At 76.4% G+C, this 16,937-nt stretch carries 18 protein-coding genes; 4 read left to right on the top strand and 14 right to left on the bottom strand.

Annotation, left to right across the window (positions count from 1 at the left end; all coding sequences use genetic code 11):
- Positions 1 to 127: 127 nt before the first annotated feature.
- The 3 genes from efeB to efeU form a co-directional block, all read right to left on the bottom strand.
- Positions 128 to 1,438, bottom strand: a complete 1,311-nt coding sequence (efeB, locus tag ACI78R_RS19785) for an iron uptake transporter deferrochelatase/peroxidase subunit (protein WP_457041996.1) — start codon at positions 1,436 to 1,438, stop codon at positions 128 to 130.
- Between the two features lie 82 nt (positions 1,439 to 1,520).
- Complete coding sequence (gene efeO, locus ACI78R_RS19780; protein WP_457041995.1) at positions 1,521 to 2,681, bottom strand: iron uptake system protein EfeO; 1,161 nt, start codon at positions 2,679 to 2,681, stop codon at positions 1,521 to 1,523.
- Complete coding sequence (efeU, locus tag ACI78R_RS19775; protein WP_457041994.1) at positions 2,668 to 3,570, bottom strand: iron uptake transporter permease EfeU; 903 nt, start codon at positions 3,568 to 3,570, stop codon at positions 2,668 to 2,670. The genes efeO and efeU overlap by 14 nt, the downstream gene beginning before the upstream one ends.
- 141 nt (positions 3,571 to 3,711) lie before the next feature.
- Between efeU and ACI78R_RS19770 the strand changes: the two genes are divergently transcribed.
- Positions 3,712 to 4,506, top strand: coding sequence for an enoyl-CoA hydratase/isomerase family protein (locus ACI78R_RS19770; RefSeq protein WP_073422244.1), 795 nt, complete (start codon positions 3,712 to 3,714; stop codon positions 4,504 to 4,506).
- Between the two features lie 55 nt (positions 4,507 to 4,561).
- Here ACI78R_RS19770 and ACI78R_RS19765 read toward each other — a convergent pair whose 3' ends face one another.
- Positions 4,562 to 4,837, bottom strand: coding sequence for a hypothetical protein (locus ACI78R_RS19765; RefSeq protein ID WP_457041993.1), 276 nt, complete (start codon positions 4,835 to 4,837; stop codon positions 4,562 to 4,564).
- A gap of 84 nt (positions 4,838 to 4,921) precedes the next feature.
- Between ACI78R_RS19765 and ACI78R_RS19760 the strand changes: the two genes are divergently transcribed.
- On the top strand, positions 4,922 to 5,560 hold the full coding sequence (locus ACI78R_RS19760) for an MBL fold metallo-hydrolase (RefSeq protein ID WP_336032560.1): 639 nt from the start codon (positions 4,922 to 4,924) through the stop codon (positions 5,558 to 5,560).
- 28 nt (positions 5,561 to 5,588) lie between these two features.
- Here ACI78R_RS19760 and ACI78R_RS19755 read toward each other — a convergent pair whose 3' ends face one another.
- The 3 genes from ACI78R_RS19755 to ACI78R_RS19745 form a co-directional block, all read right to left on the bottom strand.
- Positions 5,589 to 5,858, bottom strand: coding sequence for a GlsB/YeaQ/YmgE family stress response membrane protein (locus tag ACI78R_RS19755; RefSeq protein WP_217651330.1), 270 nt, complete (start codon positions 5,856 to 5,858; stop codon positions 5,589 to 5,591).
- Between the two features lie 96 nt (positions 5,859 to 5,954).
- Positions 5,955 to 6,416: an SRPBCC family protein gene (locus ACI78R_RS19750; RefSeq protein ID WP_457041992.1), complete on the bottom strand. Its 462-nt coding sequence runs from the start codon at positions 6,414 to 6,416 to the stop codon at positions 5,955 to 5,957.
- A gap of 19 nt (positions 6,417 to 6,435) precedes the next feature.
- Complete coding sequence (locus tag ACI78R_RS19745; RefSeq protein WP_139253070.1) at positions 6,436 to 6,876, bottom strand: MarR family winged helix-turn-helix transcriptional regulator; 441 nt, start codon at positions 6,874 to 6,876, stop codon at positions 6,436 to 6,438.
- Positions 6,877 to 7,015: 139 nt separating this feature from the next.
- On the opposite strand from ACI78R_RS19745, the gene ACI78R_RS19740 reads away from it, so the two are divergent.
- Entirely contained in the window at positions 7,016 to 8,152 is a 1,137-nt protein-coding gene (locus tag ACI78R_RS19740) for a hypothetical protein (RefSeq protein WP_457041991.1), read from the top strand.
- On the opposite strand, the gene ACI78R_RS19735 is transcribed toward ACI78R_RS19740, so the two are convergent.
- From ACI78R_RS19735 to ACI78R_RS19725, 3 genes are all read right to left on the bottom strand, one after another.
- The gene (locus ACI78R_RS19735) at positions 8,139 to 8,879 is read right to left on the bottom strand and encodes a GntR family transcriptional regulator (protein WP_073422115.1); all 741 of its coding nucleotides are present in this window, start codon (positions 8,877 to 8,879) and stop codon (positions 8,139 to 8,141) included. The two genes, ACI78R_RS19740 and ACI78R_RS19735, sit on opposite strands and share 14 nt — an antisense overlap.
- Before the next feature lie 82 nt (positions 8,880 to 8,961).
- Positions 8,962 to 10,164 (bottom strand): metallophosphoesterase, encoded by a 1,203-nt coding sequence (locus tag ACI78R_RS19730; RefSeq protein WP_457042021.1) that lies wholly within the window; start codon positions 10,162 to 10,164, stop codon positions 8,962 to 8,964.
- Between the two features lie 151 nt (positions 10,165 to 10,315).
- Positions 10,316 to 11,965, bottom strand: coding sequence for a CYTH and CHAD domain-containing protein (locus ACI78R_RS19725; RefSeq protein ID WP_457041990.1), 1,650 nt, complete (start codon positions 11,963 to 11,965; stop codon positions 10,316 to 10,318).
- A gap of 125 nt (positions 11,966 to 12,090) precedes the next feature.
- On the opposite strand from ACI78R_RS19725, the gene ACI78R_RS19720 reads away from it, so the two are divergent.
- Positions 12,091 to 13,341: a PRC-barrel domain-containing protein gene (locus tag ACI78R_RS19720; RefSeq protein ID WP_457041989.1), complete on the top strand. Its 1,251-nt coding sequence runs from the start codon at positions 12,091 to 12,093 to the stop codon at positions 13,339 to 13,341.
- Here ACI78R_RS19720 and ACI78R_RS19715 read toward each other — a convergent pair.
- From ACI78R_RS19715 to ACI78R_RS19700, 4 genes are read right to left on the bottom strand one after another with little or no spacing between them, the layout of a single operon-like run.
- Positions 13,338 to 14,099 (bottom strand): nitrilase-related carbon-nitrogen hydrolase, encoded by a 762-nt coding sequence (locus ACI78R_RS19715; RefSeq protein WP_073422112.1) that lies wholly within the window; start codon positions 14,097 to 14,099, stop codon positions 13,338 to 13,340. The genes ACI78R_RS19720 and ACI78R_RS19715 overlap by 4 nt on opposite strands.
- Complete coding sequence (locus tag ACI78R_RS19710; protein ID WP_457041988.1) at positions 14,096 to 15,289, bottom strand: pyridoxal phosphate-dependent aminotransferase; 1,194 nt, start codon at positions 15,287 to 15,289, stop codon at positions 14,096 to 14,098. Before ACI78R_RS19710 ends, ACI78R_RS19715 begins: the two co-directional genes overlap by 4 nt.
- Positions 15,286 to 16,716: an RNB domain-containing ribonuclease gene (locus tag ACI78R_RS19705; protein WP_457041987.1), complete on the bottom strand. Its 1,431-nt coding sequence runs from the start codon at positions 16,714 to 16,716 to the stop codon at positions 15,286 to 15,288. The genes ACI78R_RS19710 and ACI78R_RS19705 overlap by 4 nt, the downstream gene beginning before the upstream one ends.
- A complete protein-coding gene (locus ACI78R_RS19700; RefSeq protein WP_336032664.1) occupies positions 16,713 to 16,937 on the bottom strand; it encodes an RNA-binding S4 domain-containing protein in 225 nt (74 codons plus the stop codon). The genes ACI78R_RS19705 and ACI78R_RS19700 overlap by 4 nt, the downstream gene beginning before the upstream one ends.

The raw sequence follows: 16,937 nt of genomic DNA, 5'->3' as shown, positions 1-16,937 counted from the left end.
GCGCCGTCCGGAGCCACACATCTTCCCAGTCGTCCCACCCGTCCGGGGAGTCCCACCGGTCACATGTCGGCATCGACACGACGACACGGGGCCGACGCGCGGGCGACGCGCCGGTGACCGGCGGGGGTCAGCCCTCGAGGAGGGCGCGGCCCCACCAGTCGGCGTCGTCGCGCACGCCCGGCGGGCAGGCGAAGACGGCCGAGGAGGTGTGCCGGACGTACTCGTTCATCGCGTCGCGCCGCAGGTTGCGCTGCACCTGCACGAAGCCGGTCTCCGGGTCCTTCTGGAACGCGATGAAGAACAGGCCCGCGTCGAGGCGGCCGAGGCCGTCGGTGCCGTCGACGAAGCTGTAGCCGCGCCGCAGGATCGCCGTCCCGGAGTTGGTCGGGTGGGCGAGGAAGACGTGGCTGGTCTCGGGGACCGCGAACTCGCCGTCGACCTGCTTCGTGAAGTCGACGGGGTCGAACTCGGCGCGCTGCCCGAGCGGGGCGCCGCTGCCCTTGGCCCGGCCGATGGTCAGCTCCTGCTCGCGCAGCGACGAGCTGTCCCAGGGCTCGACGAGCATCCGGATGCGCCGGGTGACCAGGTAGGAGCCGCCGCGCAGCCAGTCGGCGTCCCCGTCGCCCACCCAGACGAACCGGTCGAGCGCGCTGCCGTTCTCGGCCTTGAGGTTGTCGGTGCCGTCCTTGAACCCGAAGAGGTTGCGCGGGGTGGCCTGCGCGGTGCTGGTCGACGACGTCCGGCCGAACCCGAGCTGCGACCAGCGCACGCTCACCACGCCCGCGCCGATCCGGACCAGGTTGCGCACGGCGTGCACGGCCACCTGCGGGTCGTTGGCGCAGGCCTGGACGCACAGGTCGCCGCCGCTGATGGCGGGGTCGATCTGGTCGCCGGGGAACGCCGGCAGCTCGACCAGCGGTGCCGGGCGGCGGGCGGCCAGGCCGAAGCGGTCGCGCCCGTCGGCGGTGGTGAACAGCGTCGGGCCGAAGCCGACCGTGAGGGTGAGCCCGGACGCCGGCAGGCCGATCGCCTCGCCGGTGTCGTCGGGCGGCGCCCACTCCGACCCGCCGACCGCGCCGTCGGGTCCGGCGTCCTGCCCGGCGGTCATCCGGCGGGCGGCCGCGGTCCAGTCCCGCAGCAGCTGCGCGAGCTCCTCGCGGTCGTCGGTGGTGACGTCGAGCGCGACGAAGTGCAGCCGGTCCTGCGCCGGCGTGACGATGCCCGCCTGGTGCTCGCCGTGGAAGGGCACCGCGTCGGTGGGCGCGGGCCCCGCGGCCGCCGGGGCGTCGTCGGCGGTGGCCCGGCCGATGACGCCGCCGGCCGCACCGGCGGCGAGCACCCCCGCCGTGCCGGCGCCGAGGGCGCCCAGGAGTCGACGACGGGACAGTCCGGTCGGCCGCGGGTCCGCGGCCGCCTCGGTCGGGCTCGGCTCGGTCATGGCTCTCTCGCGCTGGGGGTCCTGGTCCTCAGGGGCAACGTCCCGGGGGGTCCGCCCACTCCCGGGACCGCTGTCGCCCCGCTCACCGGTCGGCGACGACCGCCGCCACCTGGCTCACCGACTCCGACAGGGCGGTGATGCTGTCCGACAGCCCCTGCAGCTGCTCCTGGGTGAGCTGGTCGTGCAGCGTCCAGCCGCCCTCGGTGCGGTACTGCTCGAGCTCGGCCTCGGTGGCGGCGAACCGCTCGTCGATCTCGGCGACCAGGTCGGGGTCGGCCTCCTCGAGGAACAGCCGCAGCGCCTGGACGGCGGCCTCGGACCCCTCGAGGTTGGCGGCGAAGTCCCACAGGTCGGTGTGCGAGTAGCGGTCCTCCTCGCCGGTGATCTTGCCGGTGGCGATCTCGTCGAGGAGCGCCTTGGCGCCGTTGGCGAGCTGCAGGGGCTCCAGCGCCGTCTCGTTGGCCAGGTCGACGATCTCCTGCACGTTCGCGAGCAGCTGGTCGGCGTAGGGCGTCATGCCCTCGGTCGTGCCGCCGACCCACAGCGCCTGCTCGATGCGGTGGTAGCCGGTGAAGTCCTCGCCCTCGGCCTGGTCGCCCTCGCGGCCGTCGATGAGCGGGTCGAGGTCGCCGAAGACCTCGGCCACCGGCTCGATCCGCTCCCAGTAGGTGCGCGCGACCGGGTAGAGCGCCTTGGCGCCCTCGACGTCGCCGGCCTTGACGGCGTCGACGAACGCGGTGGTCTGCTCGAGCAGCGCGCCGGTCTGGCTCTGCACGTAGCGCTGGTAGTCGGTGCTCGCCTGGGCGAGGGTCTCGTCCTCCGACAGCGAATGGGCCTCGCCGGTGACGGTGAGGTCGCCGCGGATGCCGTCGCCGACCATGCCGGGCTTGCAGGCGGTCTCGTAGTCGCCGGCGGGCAGCTCGACGAGCAGCTCGCGGGTGAGCCCGGGGGCGATGTTCTCCACCTCGCCCATGACCCGGTCGCCCTCGGCGTAGACGTAGAACTCGGTCACCTGCTGCCCGGAGTTGGTCACCGCGAAGCTGTGCGTGCCGGCGGCCAGCTCGCTGCTGGCGACGTCGCAGGCGTCGTCGGTGGCGGCGACGGCCACGGTGTCGGCGGCCTCCCCGCCACCGGACGCCCCGCCGGAACCGGAGCCGGAACCGGCGCCGCCGCAGGCGGCGGTGGTGAGCGCGGCCAGGAGGCCCGCGGTCAGGAGGGGGAGGCGGCGGTCACGAACGGACATGCGAGGGGGTCTCCGGCTGCGAGGAGGGGGTCCGGGCCGGGGCGGCACCGGAGGGCTGGGCGGGGGCGGCCGGCGTGCGGGCCGGCCAGAGGAAGGCGACGAGCACCGGCACGAGGTAGGCGACGTAGGCGACCGTCTCGAGCACCGTGGGGGCCGCGGTGACGTTGAAGATCCCGGCGATGGCCGCGCCGTACCAGCTGGCCGGGTCGAGGACGCCGGAGATGTCGAAGGCGAGCACGTCGAGGCCCGGCAGGACGCCCGCCTCCTGGAAGTCGTGGACGCCGTACTTGAGGATCCCGGCCGCGACGAACACCAGCAGGACGCCGCTCACGGTGAAGAACCGCGACAGGTCGATCCGGATCGCCCCGGCGTAGAGCCCGACGCCGATGACGACGGCGGTGAACACGCCCGCGCTGATCGCCAGCAGCGGCGTCGCCGACGTCGTCGCGCCCTGGGCGGCCGCGTAGAACAGCAGCGTCGTCTCCAGGCCCTCGCGGACGACGGACAGGAAGGCGACGCCGGCGACGGCGAGGGTGCCCATGCCGAGCGCGTGCTCGAGCTGGCCGGTGAGCTCGCCCTTGAGCCGGCGGGCGGTCCGGCGCATCCAGAAGACCATCCAGGTCACCAGCGCCACGGCCAGCACCGAGGTGACCGCCTCGAACAGCTCCCGGGAGCGGTAGTCGGCCAGCAGCGTCGTCGACGTGTAGGTGAGCAGGGCACCGAAGAGCACGGACAGGGCGAGCGCCGCGGCCACGCCGGCCCACAGCGGGACCAACTGGCGGCGCCGGCCGCTCTTCACCAGGTAGGCGACGAGGATGCTGACGACGAGCGTGGCCTCGAGGCCCTCGCGGAGGCCGATGAGGTAGCTGGCGAGGAACGCCTGGCCCATGACTGACCCATCTGTCGGGGATCGGGTGTCCCCCGTCACCGGACTGAGGGCAGGCACACCTTACTCATCGCGCACGACCGATCCAGCCCCTCCGTGCCAGAGGCCCCCGCGGCCGCTCGCGCCCGTGGCAGGGTGACCGGCATGTCAGAGACGACGACCGCCACCACGACCGTGACCCGCGAGGACGCCGGCGGCGTCGCGACGGTGACGCTCCAGCAGTCGGGGATCTCCCGCGCGCTGCGCCGCGAGCTGCTCGAGGTGGTGCGGGGCATCGCCGGCGACGGGTCGGTGCGGGCGGTGCTGCTCACCGGCACGGGGCGCGCGTTCTCCGTCGGTCAGGACCTCGCCGAGCACGTCGAGTCCCTGCGCGGGGACGCCGCGTCGTCGCTGCGGGTGGTCGAGGACGAGTACAACCCGCTGGTGCTGGCGCTGTCGGCGCTGCGCGTGCCGGTCGTCGTCGGCATCAACGGCGCGTGCGCCGGGGCGGGCCTGGGCCTGGCGATGGCCGGCGACCTGCGGGTCGCCGCCGCCGGCGCGAAGTTCACCACCGCGTTCACCGGCGTGGGCCTGGGCAGCGACTCGGCGCTGGCCGCCCGGCTGGTGCACACCGTGGGCGTCGGGCGGGCCACCGAGCTGCTGCTGCTGCCCGACCCGTTCACGGCCGAGACCGCGCTGCAGTGGGGCCTGGTGCACCGGGTGGTCGAGCCCGGCGAGGTCGCCGCGGAGGCGCGGGCGCTGGCCGAGCGGCTGGCCGCGGGCCCGACGGCGGCCTACCGGGCGGTGAAGACGGTGCTGGCCACCGCGCCCACCGACTCGCTGGAGCAGACGCTGGCGCACGAGGCGCGGCTGCAGACGGCGCTGGGGTCGACGGCGGACCACTCCGAGGCGGTCGAGGCCTTCCTGGCGAAGCGCGCGCCCCGGTTCACCGGGAGCTGACCGGGGCCAGGAGCCCAGGGCTCAGCGGGCCCAGGGGTTCAGCGGGCTCGGGAGGTCAGCGGGCCAGGGTGGTGCAGTCGCCGCAGACGTCGCTGGTCGTGGGCGGCCACGGCTCGTCCACGGCCACGCGGGCGAGGCTGCCGCACAGGCTGAGCTCGCAGGCGCCGTCCACCTCGGCGGCGGGCCGGTGCAGCTCGACGGCGTGCCAGAGGGCCGCGGTCGGGCCGTGCGCCCGGCTGCGGGCGGCGGCGTACGTCGTGGCCGCGAACGGCGTGGGGGCGGTCGCGGCGGCGGTCCGGGCGGTGCTGCCGGCGGCGGTGGTGGGAGCCATGCCGGAGAGGTCGGCAGCCCCGCGGCCGCGCGCCAGCCGGGGCGCGCCCCCCTCCCCCCTCCGGGTGAGGTGCAGGATGCCGGCATGCAGCTGACGAAGCACGGGCACGCCTGCGTGGTGCTGGAGGACGACGGCCGCCGGCTCGTCGTCGACCCGGGCGCCTTCACCGACCCGGCGGCGCTCGACGGCGCGACGGCGGTGCTGGTGACGCACGAGCACCCGGACCACTTCGTGGGCGACCGGCTGCGCGCGGCGCTCGACGCCGACCCCGCGCTGGAGGTGTGGACGAACCCGTCCGTCGCCGGGCAGCTGGAGGGCCTCGGCGGGCGGGTGCACGCGGTGGGCCACGGCGACGCGGTGACCGTGGCCGGCTTCGACGTGCAGGTGCACGGCGAGTGGCACGCGGTGATCCACCCGGAGCTGCCCCGGGTGCGCAACGTCGGCTTCCTGGTGGCGGGCCGGGTCTTCCACCCCGGCGACGCGTTCACCGTGCCCGACGCCCCGGTGCCGGCGCTGCTGCTGCCGCTGCACGCGCCCTGGTCGAAGACCGCGGAGGTGGTCGACTACGTCCGCGCCGTGGGGGCGGAGCGGGCCTTCGCCGTGCACGACGGCCTGCTCAACGACACCGGGCTCGGCGTAGTGGCAGGGCTCCTCGGCGAGCGGGGACCGGGCACGCCCACGCCCTACGCCCGGCTGGCGCCGGGGGAGTCGGTCGGGCTCTGAGCGCCCGCCCGGCTCCCCCGGCCCGGGGTCAGCGGACGGCGCGGTTGCGGCCGCCCGACAGACCCTCGGCGACGCCGATGAGCAGCACCGCAGCGATCACCGCGACGATGAAGCCGATGACGTTGAGCTCGAAGATGTCGCCGGTGCCGAGCAGGCTCGCGACGACGCCGCCGATGAGGGCGCCGACGACGCCGAGCAGCAGCGTGGCGACGATGCTCAGCCGCTGACGGCCGGGCTTGATGAGGCGCGCGAGCGCACCGATGATCAGGCCCACCACGATCAGACCGAGGATCTGCACGTCTGTCTCCCTTGTGTCCTGCGGACGCCGGACGGCGTCCTGGCCGGGGAGATCACTACCCGCAAGATCACCCCGCACACACACGGGGCGCCCGGTTCACCCGGTGGTGACCTGCTCCACGTGGGCCGGCAGCTTGTCCAGCTCGCCGTCGACGGTCTGCTGCACCATGCGCTGCAGGGCCGAGCGCGTGAACCGGTCGGCCAGCCGCACCCGCCGGGGGGCGTGGGTGAGCGTGATGGTCACCCGGGTGCCGCCGTCGGCGGCGTCGGCCAGCTCGATCCGCGTCGTCCACGTCTCCGGGGTGAGCTCCAGCCGGGTGGCCACCACCCGCTCGGGCTCCCACTCGACGATCTCGCCGCGCGGCGCGCCCTCGCGGGGGCGCTGGTCGCCGGCGAGCTGCCCGGGCACGCAGACGAACCGGGTGCCGCGACCCGACCCCTCCCCGTCGACGACGTAGGAGACGTCGCACACGGCGCAGTAGGGCTCGAGCACGGCCAGCGCCCGCCAGACACGGCTGCGCGGCGCGGCCACCTCGCGGGTCCCGCTCGCCGTGGTCACACCCCGACGGTAGCCGCGCTCACGCGGGCCCCGGCGTGAGGTCGGCGAGCACGGCGCGGGCGACGGCGTAGCGCTCCTCCCCCACCCGGCCGGCCCACTCGCGCTCGATCGCGGCGAGGTGCGCACGGACGGTGTCGTTGACCTGCCGGCCGCGGCCGGTGAGGCGGACGAGGCGGGCCCGTCCGTCGGTGGGGTCGGGGACCACCTCGACGTAGCCGCCGTCCTCGAGCGGCTGCAGGGCCTGGGCGAGCGCCTGCTTGGTCAGCCCGCTCGTGGTCGCCATCCGGCTCAGCCGCTCGCCGCCCGGCGGGACCATGGACAGCAGGCGGTAGTGCCGCGTGCGCAGGCCGGGGAAGGACTCGTCGCTCAGGGCGTACAGCTCGGCGCGGATCCGGTGGATGGCGTGCTCGAGCAGGACGACCACGAGGGGGCCGTCGTCCCCGTTGACGGATTCCGTCAAGGTGCTTCACCATCTCCGTGTCAGACAAGCGGCTTGACCATCCTCCCACGGAGCCCGCGATGACGACCTCCCCCTGGCTGGCCCTGTTCCGGCCGCTGCACCCCCGCCGCCCGCACCGCCCCGGCCCCCGGCGCCCCCGGTGACCGGGCTGCCGGACGGGACGACGGTCGACGGGCTGCTGCCCGCCCTGCGCCGCTGGGCCGGCGACCCGGACCTGACCGTCGAGCGGGTGACCTGCGCGCCGATCCCGCACCACGTCACCGCGCCGTCCACGCGGGCGCTCACCCGGGTCGCCGTCGCCGGCCGCGGCGGCGACGCGCGGCCGGTGGTGCTGCGCCTGGTGGCCAAGGAGCTGCAGGCCGCCCGCTACGGCCTCCCGCCGGAGATGCCCGACGTCGAACGGGCCCGGCTCGACGGCATCATCCCGTGGCGGCTGGAGGCCGACGTCCTCGTCGACGGCGTCGCCGCGCTGTCCCCGCCGGGAATGCGCCCGCCGGCCGTGGTGCACGTGCAGGAGCACCCCGGCGACCGGCTGACCCTGTGGCTCGAGGACGCCGACCCGCTCGACGCCCCGTGGACCGAGGCCGACACCCTCCGGGCCGCGGAGCTCCTGGGCCGGCTCGCCGCCCGCCGCCGGCACCACCCCGTGCCCCCGATGCCCACCGGCGACTTCCTGACCAGCTACCGGGACGACCAGCTCGGCCGCTGGGCGGTGCCGTGGCTGCTCGACGACGCCACCTGGGCCGCGCCGGTGATGCAGGTGGCCGAGGTGGTGGCGCTCCGGGAGGAGGTCTGCGCGCTGGCCCGGCGGGTGACCGAGGTGCACGCCGGCCTGGCCCCGCTGCCGGTGCTGCCCGCGCACGGGGACGCGACGCCGATGAACCTGCTCCGGCCCGCCGCGGCCCCGGACACGTTCGTGCTGGTCGACTGGGCGATGTCCGGCCCGGCGCCCGCCGGTTTCGACCTCGTGCCGCTGCTGTTCGGGCGGGCCGAGTGCGGGGCCGGGGCGCCCGGTGAGGTGCCCGGCCTGCTGGGCCCGGCGGTCGCCGCCCACGCCCGCGGCCTGGCCGCCGAGGGCGTGACGGTGTCCCCCGCGGAGCTCGAGACCGCCGTCCTGCTGGCCGCGCTGCTGCGCTACCCGTGCACCGGGATGCCGCTGCACGTGCTGTTCCGGCCGGTGACCGACGAGCTGCTGGCGTACGCGGCCCAGCGCGCGCGGTTCGTGCGGATGGTGCTCGACCTCGAGCCGCGGCTGGCGGCGCTCAGCGGCCGGTGACCGAGACCTCGAACTCGACCTGGCTCACGTCGGGGCGCAGCCGGGAGAAGGAGTGCACCAGCGGGTGGCCGGAGCTGTCGCGCACGGTGGTGCGGACGACGAGCAGCGGCGAGCCCGCGGCGATCTGGAGCAGGTCGGCCTCGTCGGGGGCGGCGGTGCCGACGTCGACGACGATCCGCGCGTGGGCGAGGTCGGCGCCGTACTCGCGCCGCAGGAACTCGTACAGCGAGCCCTCGGTGAAGTCCTCGACAGCGACCTTCGGGTACCGGTCGGCGGGCAGGAAGCTGTGCGCCACGTGGTTCGGGGCGCCGTCGACGCTGCGCAGCCGCTCGAGCTCGACGACGTCCGCGGCGACGTCGAGGGCGAGCTCGGTGGCGACCGTCCGCGGCGCCGGGACGACGCGCTGCTGCAGGACCGTGGTGCCCACCTGCGCGCCCTGCTCGGCCATGAGCGAGCTCCAGCCGGCGATCCGGTGGACGAAGCTCTCGCGGTACTCGTGCCGGATGGCCGGGCGGGTGACGTAGGTGCCGCGGCCCTGCTCGCGCACGAGGTGCCCGTCGGCCACCAGCCCGTCGACCGCCCGGCGCAGCGTGATCCGGCTGACCCCGTACTCGGCGCACAGCGAGGGCTCCGGGGGCAGCAGCGCCCCCTCCGGCATCGCCGCGACCCGGCGCCGGAGGTGCTCCCGGACCGAGAGGTACTTCGGTCCCGCCGCCGCTGCCGTCACGACCGCCAGGGTATGCGGAGGAAGACGTCTGCGGACGTCATGTCGTATGAGACGTCTCCCGCCCGGGTGAGAACCGGGCCGCTCAGGGCGCCCGCAGCTCGACGACGGTGACCTCGGGGCGGGCGCCCACCCGCATCGGCGGCCCCCAGTAGCCGGCGCCGGAGGTCACGTACAGCTGGGTGTCGCCGTGCCGGGACAGGCCCTCGACGGCGGGCTGGTCGAGCCGGATCGCGTAGTCGAAGGGCCACAGCTGCCCGCCGTGGGTGTGCCCGGACAGCTGCAGGTCGACGCCCGCCGCCCGCGCCTGCTCCACCTGCACCGGCTGGTGGGCCAGCAGCACGACCGGCGTCGCGTCGTCGCGGCCGTCGAGGGCGGCGTCGAGGTCGGCGCCGTGCCCGGGGACGCCGGAGCCGGCGGCCGTGCGGTCGTCGATGCCGGCCAGGTCGAACGAGGCGCCGCCGCGGCTGATCGGCACCCGCTCGTTGCGCAGCACCTCGACGCCGAGGGTGGGCAGGTGCCGCAGCCAGGCGGTGGTGTCGACGAAGTACTCGTGGTTGCCGGTGACGAAGTAGACGCCCTGCTCGCTGACCAGGTCGGCCAGCGGGGCGACGTCCCGGCGCAGCTCGTCGACCTCGCCGTCGACCAGGTCGCCGACGATCGCCACGACGTCGGGCCGCTGCTCGTTGACGATCTCCACCAGCCGCTCGAAGCGCCGCCCGCCGTAGGTGGCCGACAGGTGGCCGTCGGAGAAGGTGACGACCCGCAGCCCGTCGAGGGCCGGGTCCAGCCGCGGCAGGGTCACCGGCACCCGGCGCACGACCGGCGGGGAGTTGGCGAAGTACGCGCCGGTGCCGGCGGTGCCCAGCGCCACGGCGCCGGCGGTGACGGCCAGCGAGCGGGCGAGGAAGAGCCGCCGCGAGGGATCGGGGGGTCCGGCCTGCGGCTCCGCGGCCGGCGGGGGCGGCGCGGGGGCAGCGGGCACGGTCGCCGGCTCCCGGGCCGGTTCCGCAGCCACGGCCGGCCTCGTGCGCCTGTCCAGGAGCCAGCGCACCGGTTCCAGCGCCAGCAGCGCGAGGAAGGCGTAGAAGGCGACGCCCAGCCACGTGAAGCCGACCCAGGCCAGCGGCGCCTGCGCCGACAGCGACAGGTCGCGGCGGGTCAGCACGGCGGCGGCCGGGAAGAGGGCGAGCAGGACCGTGACCCAGGTGAGCGTCCGGCGCACCCGGCCCGGCCGCGTGGTGCTGCGGACCAGCCGCCACCACAGGTAGCCGTGCAGCAGGAGCATCGCCACGAGGACGACGGTGCCGAACCCGAGCAGGGCGATCAGGGACAGGACGGACCTCGCTTCGCGGGGGACGGCGGGGCGGACGTGCCCGGCCAGGGAGACGACCGGCCGGCCCGCGGCGTTCCCGCGCGAGCCGGCCGGCCGGTCGTGCTCAGGCCCGCGCGGCGGCGCGGACGGCGTCGCGCAGCGTCGGCTCCAGCGCCCAGAAGGCCCGGTCGGCGTGCTCGGCGCGGGCCTCCTCGAGACCGTGCAGCCGGCCGTAGGTGAAGGTGTCCTCGCCCGCGCCGACGGCGGCGGTGGCCAGCCGCAGGCACCACGTCCGCGTGACCACGGTGTCCTGGGCCTCGCCGAGGACGTCCTGCACCTGCTTCATGCAGGCCACCAGCGCCTCCGCGGGCGCGCCGAGCACCGGCGCGGCGACCTCGGCGGTGTAGCGGACCCGCTTGGCGGCCTTGCGCGCCTCGTGGAGGGCGTGCTCCGTCTCCTCCTCGTGCGCCCCGGGGTCGACGGCCTCGCGGCCGCGGGCCTCGTCGATGCGCGCGGTGAGCCGCTTGCCGGCGCGCTTCACCGCGTCGGCGAGGACGGCCCGGGCAGGCTGGCCCGCGGCCTCGGCCAGCGGCGGGTCGGCGAGCAGGGCGTCCAGGGAGTCCAGCAGCGCGAGGTGCCGCTTGTCCGACAGCGCGCGGATCGCCGCCTTGCGGCCGCGCTCGACGTCGGCCACCTCGGTGGAGCGCAGCCGCGCGGAGACCGGGCCGCGGACCAGCTCGACCGGCTGCGCGGCGACGACGGCGCGCAGGTGCTCCAGGGCCACCTCGCCGTCGCGGGCGCCGGACAGCGCGCCGCCGATCCACTGCAGCTCGTCGCGGACCGGGTCGGTGGCGGTGCGGTCGAGGACGTTCCGGAAGGCGGCGAGGATGCTGCGCAGCCGCCGGCAGGCCACCCGCAGGTCGTGCACGCCCTCCGGGTCGCCGGTGCGCACGCCGATGTCGGCGACCTGCAGCGCCTCGACCTGGGCACGCAGCGCGGCGAGGACGACGTCGCCCGCCGTACGCGCGGCCGCGGCGTCGTCCTCCCCCTTGCCCTTGGCCTTCTTGCCCTTCTTCCCCTTGCCCTTGGCCTTGGCCCTGCCCTCGGGGGCCTCGGGGGCGGGCGCGGGGGTGGCGGCCGGCGCGGCGGCCGCCAGCCGGCCCGCCAGGACGCGCGAGAGCTTCGACGGCGAGTCCGACGGCCGGATGCCCCCGGCGACCAGGGCGTCGGCGACGGCGTCGAGCAGCTCCGGGTCGCCGTCGACGAGCTCCACCTCGATCTCGCGCCACGTGGTCACCTCGGCAGGCGAGCCCGGGTCGGGCGCCATCGCGGTGCCGGTGACGGTGTCGGCGGCGACCTCGGCCAGCACCCGGCCGTCGGCGTCGAGCAGCTCGGTGACCTGGCGGGTGGTCTGCAGGGTGGCGACCGGCTCGGGACGCTTCCCGCGCAGGACGGCGGTCACCGGCTCGGTGACGGCGCGCGGCACGACGGTGCGGCGGGTACCCAGCGGCGCGTGCACCTCGCGGCGCGACCCGGCGACGGCGGTCGGCAGCTTGAGGTGCCAGCCGGCGTCGGTGCCGCCGGTGCGCCGGCGCAGCGTGATCCGCGCGCGGAGCAGCCGGAGGTCCGGGGTGTCGTAGTAGGTGGCGTCCAGGTCGTGCGTCACCGGGTCACCCACGGTGACGACGCCGCGGCCGACCCCGGTCAGGTCCGGCAGCACGACGTCCGGCCCCGCCTCGAACTTCCGCTCGACCTCGAGCTTGCCGCTGCCCACGTCGTCCTCCTCAGGTGGCCTTCTCCCGTACAGACCGTAGGCGTCGACCGCGTGTCGGGACACACGGCACCGGGCACTCTCCCGCCCGAGGACGCCAGAGCAGGCGTGCGGAGGAGGCGAGCACCGTGTTGAGCGAGCGAGACCTGTCGGCGGCGATCGGGAGCACGGCCCACGGACCGGACGGCGAGAAGATCGGCACCGTCGAGAGCTTCTTCGTCGACGACCGCACCGGTGCACCGACCTGGGTGGCCGTGAGCACCGGCCTGTTCGGGACCCGCCACTCGGTCGTGCCGGCCACCGAGGCCACCTTCACCGACGGGATGCTGCAGGTCCCCGTGGGCAAGGAGGCGGTGCGCCACGCGCCCGCCGTGCACGGGGACCACCTGAGCCCCGAGGAGGAGGCGGACCTGCGCCGCCACTACGGGATCGGGACGGGCACCGGGACGGGCATCGGGACGGGCACGGAGGCCGGTGCCGGCACCGGTGTCCCGACCGGGACGACGACCGGCACGACGACGGACCGGACGACGGGGACGGCGGACACGACGGCCCAGGCGCCCGCGCAGGGGGTCGCCGGGACCACCGGCACCGCCGCGGCCTCCGGGGCGAGCGCCGGGGCCGCGGGCCTGGTCCCCGGACCCGCGACCGACCCGGGCACCCGCCCGGTGCCGCCGCCGGCGTCCGACGTCCGCACCACCACCGAGCAGGCCGCGCCGCCGGTCCCGCAGCACTCCGACGGGGCGATGACCCGCAGCGAGGAGCAGGTGCGGGTGGGCACCGAGCAGGTCGCCGCCACGCGCGTGCGCGTCGTGAAGTACGTGGTCACCGAGGAGGTGCAGGTGACCGTCCCGATCCGGCGCGAGGAGATCCGGATCGAGGAGGTGCCGTTCGACGCACCCGACCCGGGGCCCGGCGAGTCGCTCGTCCCGGCCGGGGTCCCGGGCGGTGCCGGCACGGGGGGCGGGGTGACCGGGGGCGCCACGGGCGGCGGGGTCGCCGGTGGTGTCGGGAGCGGGGTCGGGAGCGGCGGTCAGGTCGGCGGCGGACTCGCCGGCGTGCCCGACGAGATCGTGCTGCACGCCGAGCGGCCGGTCGTCACCGTCGAGGTCGTGCCGGTCGAGCGGGTGCGGCTGCGCACCGAACTCGTCCAGGGCCACGAGCGCATCACCGAGCAGGTGCAGCGCGAGCAGATCGTCGTCGACGAGACACCGGCGCGACACGCCGGCACGGCGCCGGCCGGGACCGCGCAGACCGGGACCGCGGAGGCCGGCCCGGCCCCCGCGGACCGGACCCAGCAGATCGGCGCCGTCCCGCCGGCCGACCGGACCCAGCAGATCAGCCCGGTCCCGCAGGCCGGCCAGGCCCCGCCGCGCTAGCCGCGGCGGTCGGCCAGGAACGCGAACCGCGCGCGGGTGGCGGCGACCTCGGCGGCGTCGACGTCGGCGAGCACGAGCGTCTCCCCACCCGCGGCGGTGGCCAGGAGGTCGCCCATCGGGCTGACCACCTGGCTGTCGCCGGCGTGCTCGAGTCCGTCGCCGCCGGTGCCCACGCGGTTGCAGGCCACCACGTAGGCCTGGTTCTCGATGGCCCGGGCCCGCAGCAGCGTCGTCCAGTGGTGACGGCGCGGGGCGGGCCAGTTCGCCGTCACGAGGTAGACGTCGGTCTGCTCGGCGGCGGCCCAGAAGACGTCGGCGAAGCGCAGGTCGTAGCAGATGAACGGCGTGACCCGCAGGCCGCCGACGTCCACCGTCACCGGCGCCTCCCCGGCGCGGAACCGCTCGGCCTCGCCGCCGTGGGTGAACGGGTGCAGCTTGCGGTAGCGGTGCACCTGCCCGTCCGGGCCGGCCAGGACGAGGGAGTTGAACGGCAGGTCGCCGCCGGGGGCGATCTCCGGGCAGCTGCCGGCCACCCAGACGCCGTGCTCGGCGGCCTGCGCCCGCAGGAACGACGCCGACGGGCCGTCCTCGGGCTCGCCGATGCCCGGTGTCATGGAGAAGCCGGTGGAGAACGTCTCGCTGAGCAGGACGAACTCCGCGCCCGCGGCGGCCGCGCGGGCGACCTGGGGGGCGAGCCGGGCGTAGTTCGCCTCCCGGTCCTCCCAGACGATGTCGTGCTGGACCACCCCGAACCTCATGGACCCATCCTGGTCAGTCGGTGCACGGCCTCGGTGAGCACCTCGTCGCGCTTGCAGAAGGCGAACCGGACCAGGTGCCGGCCGAGGTCCGCGTGCTCCGCCGTCCAGAAGACACCTGCCGGCACGGCGACCACCCCTGCCCGGTGCGGCAGCTCCCGGCAGAAGGCCAGGCCGTCGTCGCCGTCGGCGATCCCGCGGACGTCGACCGTGGCGAAGTAGGTGGCCTCCGGGCTGATGGTCGGCAGCCCCGCCTCCCGGAGCCCGCCCACCAGGACGTCCCGGCGCCGCTGCAGGTCGGTGGCGATCCCGGTGAAGTAGGCGTCGGGCAGGGCGAGCCCCGCGGCGATCGCCGGCTGGAACGGCCCGGCGTTGACGTAGGTGAGGAACTGCTTGGCGGTGCGGACGGCGGCCACCAGCGGCGCCGGCCCGCAGGTCCAGCCCACCTTCCAGCCGGTGGTGCTGAACGTCTTGCCGCCGCTGCCGACCACCAGCGTCCGCTCGCGCAGGCCCGGGAGGGTCGCCGGCGAGACGTGCTCGGCGCCGGCGAAGACGAGGTGCTCGTAGACCTCGTCGGTGACCAGGAGCAGGCCGGCGGTGAGGACGACCTCGGCGACGGCGTCGAGCTCCTCGCGGCGGAACACCTTGCCGGTGGGGTTGTGCGGGGTGTTGAGCAGCAGGAGCCTCGCCCGCGGGGTGACGGCGGCGCGCAGGTCGGCGGGGTCGAAGGTCCACACCGCGCCGTCGGTGTCGGCCGGGGGCGGGGTGAGCGGCACCGGGCGCAGCACGCCACCGGCCATGGCGACCGCCGCGGCATAGCTGTCGTAGACCGGCTCGAAGACCACGACCTCGTCGCCGGGCTCGACCAGCGCGAGCATCGCGGCGGTGAGCGCCTCGGTGGCGCCGGCGGTGACCAGCACCTCGGTGTCGGGGTCGTAGGACAGGCCGCGGAAGCGCGCGACGTGCGCCGCGATCGCCGCCCGCAGCTCCGGGGTGCCGGGCCCGGGCGGGTACTGGTCGTGCGCGGTGCCGATGGCCGAGCGGGCGACGTCGAGGACCTCCGCCGGGCCCGGGGTGTCGGGGAAGCCCTGGCCCAGGTTGATCGAGCCGGTGGCCACCGCCAGGGCGCTCATCTCGGCGAAGACCGTCGTCCCGAAGCCCTGCAGGCGCTCCGCCAGGTATGGGGCGCTCATGCCGCCACCGTGAAGCGCACGGTCCGGCGGGCGACGTCGGCCTCGGCCAGCCGCACCCGCACCCGCGCGCCCGCCGTGAGGCCCGCGCCGGCGCAGCGCGCCCGGATCGCGGGGTCGGCGAGCACCACGGTGCCCCGGTCGTCGTCGGCGTCCACCACCACGGCGTCGAACTCCTCCCCCTCGCGGCCGGCGAGCAGCCAGGCCTCGGTCGCGTCGACGACGGCCCGCTCGACCGCCCGGGTGCGCCGGTCGGAGGCGGTCATGAGCGCCGGCAGCTCGGGCAGCGCCGCGCGGACCGCCGGGTCCGGCTCGCGCCCCGCGGCCAGCGCCAGGCACACCTCGGTGCCGAAGCGGTCCACCAGCCGGCGCAGCGGTGCGGTGACGTGGGCGTAGGGCGCGGCGACGCCGGCGTGCCCGGGGTCGGCGGGCGGGTCGCCGTCGAACGGCGTGTAGGCGGCGCCGCGCAGCAGGGCGGTGGCCTCCTCGAGGAAGGCGAGGTGCCGCGGGTCGGCGAGGTCGAGGCCGGCGAGCACCGCGCCGGCGCCGGCGTCCGCGGGCCAGTCGACGCCGAGCGCGGGCGCGAGGCGGCGCAGCCGCCCGACGTCCTCGGGGCGCGCCTGCGGCAGCGTGCGCAGGACGCCGACGCCGCCGTCGAGCATCAGGCGGGCGGCGGCGCGGCCGGTGAGCAGCGAGATCTCCGCGTTCCAGCCCTCGACGGGCAGCGGCGCGCGGGCGACGAGCGTCCAGCCGCCGCCGTCGGTGCGCACGACCTCCTGGTCGGGGGAGCCGAGCTCGACGGCGCCGCGGTCGGCGGCGCGCGCCCGCAGCAGCCGGCCGAGCTCGGGCAGCAGCTCCAGCGCGCCGGACAGGGTGCCCGCGTCGGCCTGCGCCTGGACGTCGGGGTAGGCGAGCTGGGCGCGGCTGCGCACGCGGGCGCGGCGCAGGTCGACCGAGCGCACCCCGCCGTCGGCGTCGAGCCGGATGGTCCACAGGGCGGCGGCGCGGTCCTCGCCGGGCAGCAGGCTGGCGGCGCCCTCGCTGAGCACCGGCGGGTGCAGCGGTGTGCGCCGGTCGGGCGCGTAGACGGTCTGGCCGCGGCGGCGGGCCTCGGCGTCGAGCGCGCTGCCCGGCGCGACGACGGCGCCGACGTCCGCGATCGCGTAGCTGACCCGGTAGCCGCCGTCCTCCCGCGCGAGGTGGACGGCCTGGTCGAGGTCGCGGCTGCCGGGCGGGTCGAGGGTGACCAGCGGCAGGTCGGTGGCGTCGTCGTCCGGCATCGGCGGGTCGGCGGCGAGGCGCTCGGCCTCGGCGAGCACCGCGGGCGGGAAGTCCTCCGGGACGTCGAACTCGGCGCGGATCGCGGCGAAGTCGGGGCCCGGGACGGCGGCCGGCCAGCGCGGCACGACCGCGTTCCACGTGGAACTCACGCGACCCGGACGTCCTCGGCGCCCTCGATGCTGACGACGTCGCCCCGCCGGACCTGCCGGCCGCGCCGGTCCTCGGGCTCGCCGTTGACCCGGACCGTGCCGGTGACCAGCACGTCCTTCACCTGGGCGCCGGTGGGCACGGCGTCGACGAGCTTGAGCAGCTGGCCGAGGCGGATGGAGTCCTCACCGGGACGGAGCTCGACGGTGCGCACGTCCCCCAT

This window comes from Geodermatophilus sp. SYSU D01106, from assembly GCF_054049995.1.
The sequence above is the reverse complement of the archived record's forward strand: the minus strand, read 5'-3'. Positions and strand labels throughout refer to the sequence as shown.